1 pseudogene is annotated in these 1,092 nt (G+C 58.1%); it reads right to left on the bottom strand.

The features are described from left to right. Window positions 1–1,092: pseudogene (locus ACO0K8_RS22290) on the bottom strand (hypothetical protein); the annotation flags it as partial.

The raw sequence follows: 1,092 nt of genomic DNA, 5'->3' as shown, positions 1-1,092 counted from the left end.
GCGGAGTCGTGCCGTCGGTGATCGTCAGGGTGTCACCTGCCTTCGCGGTGCCTGGCAAGGCGACTGTGACTGCCACTGTGGTGGCTGCACCGAGTTCTGTTTTACTGATCAGGCCGTCGTTGTTGCTGTCGGTCGTGATGGTGATAGTAGGTGCGTCATTCGTTACAGTCACTAATGTGGCTGCATCCGTGCCCGGGGCGGAGACATTACCGGCTTGGTCGGTGACGGTTGCACTAACAGACAAGGTCGAGCCTTCCGCTGGTTTCGCAACCGTGCTGCTATACGTACCAGCGGTGATTTCTGCGGCGGTTAAGACATGGCTTTGCGGAGTCGTGCCGTCGGTGATGGTCAGGGTGTCGCCTGCTTTAGCGGTACCTGGCAAGGCGACTGTGACTGCCACTGTCGTTGCTGCACCGAGTTCTGTTTTACTGATCAGGCCGTCGTTGTTGCTGTCGGTCGTGATGGTGATAGTAGGTGCGTCATTCGTTACAGTCACTAATGTGGCTGCATCCGTGCCCGGGGCGGAGACATTACCGGCTTGGTCGGTGACGGTTGCACTAACAGACAAGGTCGAGCCTTCCGCTGGTTTCGCAACCGTGCTGCTATACGTACCAGCCGTGATTTCTGCGGCCGTCAAGACATGGCTTTGCGGAGTCGTGCCGTCGGTGATGGTCAGGGTGTCGCCTGCTTTAGCGGTACCTGGCAAGGCGACTGTGACTGCCACTGTCGTTGCTGCACCGAGTTCTGTTTTACTGATCAGGCCGTCGTTGTTGCTGTCAGTCGTGATGGTGATAGTTGGTGCACCATTCGTTACAGTCACTAATGTGGCTGCATCGGTGCCCGGGGCGGAGACATTACCGGCTTGGTCGGTGACGGTTGCACTAACAGACAAGGTCGAGCCTTCCGCTGGTTTCGCAACCGTGCTGCTATACGTACCTGCCGTGATTTCTGCGGCCGTCAAGACATGGCTTTGCGGAGTCGTGCCGTCGGTGATCGTCAGGGTGTCACCTGCCTTCGCGGTGCCTGGCAAGGCGACTGTGACTGCCACTGTGGTGGCTGCACCGAGTTCTGTTTTACTGATCAGGCCGTCGT

The organism is Undibacterium sp. Ren11W, from assembly GCF_049340485.1.
Lineage (GTDB): Bacteria > Pseudomonadota > Gammaproteobacteria > Burkholderiales > Burkholderiaceae_D > Undibacterium.
Note: the sequence above shows the minus strand (reverse complement) of the source record. Positions and strands in the feature narration are given on the sequence as shown.